At 37.7% G+C, this 3,506-nt stretch carries 3 protein-coding genes and 1 pseudogene; all 4 read right to left on the reverse strand.

Annotated elements, in window-relative coordinates; all coding sequences use genetic code 11:
* Positions 1-64 precede the first annotated feature (64 nt).
* Entirely contained in the window at positions 65-748 is a 684-nt protein-coding gene (locus ACIQ2X_RS14695; protein ID WP_396179706.1) for a Wzz/FepE/Etk N-terminal domain-containing protein, read from the reverse strand.
* 19 nt (positions 749-767) lie between these two features.
* Complete coding sequence (locus ACIQ2X_RS14700) at positions 768-1,085, reverse strand: hypothetical protein (protein ID WP_396179708.1); 318 nt, start codon at positions 1,083-1,085, stop codon at positions 768-770.
* Between the two features lie 75 nt (positions 1,086-1,160).
* Positions 1,161-3,167, reverse strand: a complete 2,007-nt coding sequence (locus ACIQ2X_RS14705) for an SLBB domain-containing protein (protein WP_396179709.1) — start codon at positions 3,165-3,167, stop codon at positions 1,161-1,163.
* Positions 3,168-3,395: 228 nt separating this feature from the next.
* Positions 3,396-3,506, reverse strand: a pseudogene (locus ACIQ2X_RS14710) (IS982 family transposase); the annotation flags it as partial.

The raw sequence follows: 3,506 nt of genomic DNA on the forward strand, positions 1-3,506 counted from the left end.
AGACCTATTAGAAAATTCAATTATCTTAGTCCAATAGAAACTCTAAATAATAAGTTTGTTGCACTTATGAATTGAACACAGCATCAATGTAAAAACCCGAAACTTGCTTAGCCAAGGCTTCGGTAAATTGTTTTGCAAATACTTCGTTAGACGATTTTAGATTGATGTAAATTATGGCAATCTTTTTGTCTTTTTGCAATACGGTCAAGTCATTTTCGGAAAGATTCTCATAAATAAGCCCCAAAATACTGTCGTGAACTCTTGTAAATCCCGCTCGGGCACTATCGGGCAGAAACGCAATGGATTTCAATTCCGGTTTGTTTTCCCATTTTTTACGCCAGCCTTCATTTTGAATATACATTTCAGCCAACGAAATTTCCTTTTTGGCAACGACTACTGGAGTTAACAAAGTGCGTTCCACCATATTTCGAGACAAAAAAAGCTCGGGCAAATTAGAGCTTGAAAAGGCTCCGCCGGTGCTTCCGCCACCCAAATCAATTCCGAAAGGGCTGTCGATACTAATCGCTCCCCCAATTCCACCCGAACTTTTGTCTTCTAATGCAAAGGATAAAGTGGCACGGTACGTTGGTTTTTTCAAAAACGAATAGGCCAAACCCAAAACTGCACCAAGAAGCAGTGCCATTGCTATTGTCTTGCGTTTTTGTACGATATAATTCCAAAGTCCACGGGAATGCAATACCAGTTCCTTGATGGACAATTCGTCTTTTGCGCTTGAATTTGATTGCATATTTGAGGTGAGTGATCGGTTATTTAAAAGCGGTAATAATCAGCAAAGCAATGCTTGTTACAATACTTGCAATACTTACAAGTTCGAGCGTGTTTCCTTTTTTAGTTTCTGGTTTTTGAGGAACAATTATCTGCGAATCGGGTTTCACCGTCGGTCTTGATCTAAAAAACAGAAAAGATTTTGAGACAGCCGCTTCGCCATTGGGATAAATAATGTAGGCTTTCTTTAACCACCCTTTATTGTCCACTCCACCGGCTGCATTGATGTAATATTTCAAACTTCGGCCTTTTTCAAACGGAATTTCGGATGTTAAAAGTACATTTCCAGCTACTTTCACTCCTTCTCGAAACGAACTTACCTCAATGACATCACCGGGAAATAAAGTGACGTTGGTGTTGCTGTTTTGATCTTTTTAGATGGCCTTCCAATCGACAGGGATTGTGGCATACTTGAGTTCGACAGCCAATTTATTGACCAACTCATTTTGAATACTGTCTCGGTTGTTCAAATTAAAATTGATATTTTTAATATTGTCAATTTGCTTGGTATCAATAGGTCTTCGGATTTTTACACCGTCCATATTGGCCAACGAAGTGAGCCCGCCCGCCCGCTGAATGACATCATAAATTTTATCTTTTTTGTTGGCTAAAACATATTTACCTGCGTAATTAACAGCGCCATTAACAGTTACCAATTCGGGTTTTTCGTAAACCGCTTTTCGTCGGATGCTGATGACATCAAAGGGTTGCAAATTAAAATTGATGGCTTGCTCATTGTTATCTGCCGAAATATCTAAATTAATCAATTCCACCCTTTTGGGATTGGTATCGTCTATTTCTTCCGATTGTATCATTCGCGCGACTTCTACACGCTTTGATGCAGAACCCGTCAAACCACCCGATTGAATCAACAAATCGTTTAAAGAAAGGTTTTCATAAAAGGGATAAACGCCTGGTTTATGTATTTCGCCGTCAATCGTTATGCTGTAGTTTTCTTTAAAGTCTAAAATAGAAAAAACCGTAACCCGATCCTCTTTTCTCAAAACGATATTGGCTTCGGAATTTCCTGAAAGTGCTAGAGAAAGATTGACATGTACCATTTCCGAAGTCAAATCGGGTTTCTGCCGGATTACAATCGCTCGGTTTGTATAAGCATCTTCTTTCAATCCATCCGCTTTGGCAACCAAATCGGCTATTCGCATTCCTTCGAAAAAAGAATACCTATCGGGACGAAAAACAGCACCTTCAATACTGATCCTGTTTTCAAAACGGTTCAATATTTTGGAAACTTTAAACACATCGCCTGATGCGGGTTGATAGGTTTTAAATTCCGATTCTTTGATGTCACTTACCTTAAATTCTTTATCGGTTTTTTGAACCACACTAACCGAAGCTTGGTAAGCCAAATCATTAAATCCAGAAGCAAATTTTAATAAATTTTCAAATGTTTCGCCTTCTTTCATTTCAAAGATACCGGGACGTTTTACTTCTCCTTCTAAAACAACACGACGCGTATAGGCCGGAATTCGAATCACGTCATTGTCTTTTAACCCGACGTTATCGAGTTGACTTCCATTGACCAAAAAATTATAAATATCAATTTTTTGCACCACTTTGTTGTTGCGCAAAAGTTCGATATTTCGATAGGTTTCATTAACTCCAGGACCACCTCCCAAAAAAAGTGCGTTATATACCGTTGCCAATGATGAAATCGAGTAATTACCCGGTTGTTTACTTCCAATCAAGGTAACTTTAATGGTTCGAATACGACTTAGCGTAATACCCACTTGGGACTGTCCCGAAGCCACTGTAGCATATACTTTGGCAATGGCACTTTTTATTTTTTGCGTAGCGGCTTCAAAACTCAAACCAGAAACAGCAATTTGACCTAAATTTTGGATATTTACTTTACCTTCGACACTAACGGCAATAGTGGCGTTGTATTCTTGAACGCCAAAAACACCAACCTGCAATTCATCGCCCGGTCCTAGAATGTAGTTCATCGGACTGGCAATTTTTAGGTTGGGTTCAAAATTTAAGGTAGGATTATCAAACAATTCCGAACCAAAAACTAGCGCGTTCGAAAGGTTTTTGACTTTTTTGTTCTCAACTGCTTCTTGAGTTCTAATGGGGTCCGCTTGAAGTTTGGCAGTTCCAGGAAGAAGAGAAGTTCCCAAACGCGACCTCAATTTAACAAACTCTGCCGCCGTCATTCCTTTGCTTAAAGCAATGGGCATTACTTGTTCCAAACTCAAGTTGTTGGCTTTTAATTGCGTTCGGATGTTCTCAATGTCGGTCTCTGATAAATTGTCTATCTTAAGCAAACTTAAATCCGCGCTTTTCAATAAATCCTGCGAATGCATAAAAAAAGGCTGCAAGAATGCAAAAAGCAACAACATCTGGAAAACAATTTTTTTCATACAACACAAGATTATTCACAGTTTAATCAAAAAACAAATAGGTACGTTTTAATCAATAACGCAAATAATAAACATCAACGTACTGTTTTGCGTTACACAAACATACATAATTGAATATGAATTTCCTATTTCAATGCGTTCTATTCTAAAACTGTAGGAGGTATAATTAAAATTGTATTTGAATCCACAAACGGATGAGTTTAATTAAAATAAACCCGTTGGGTGTAATTAAATTATTTGATTTTTAATATTGTTTATTGGTCTATCAAATATGAATTTATTGATATATTGAACCAATGTTAATGCTGTTATTTTGGCTAAAATTCTTGTTTTAAAACC

Origin of the sequence: Flavobacterium sp., from assembly GCF_044368625.1 — a bacterium.
Taxonomy (GTDB): Bacteria; Bacteroidota; Bacteroidia; order Flavobacteriales; family Flavobacteriaceae; genus Flavobacterium.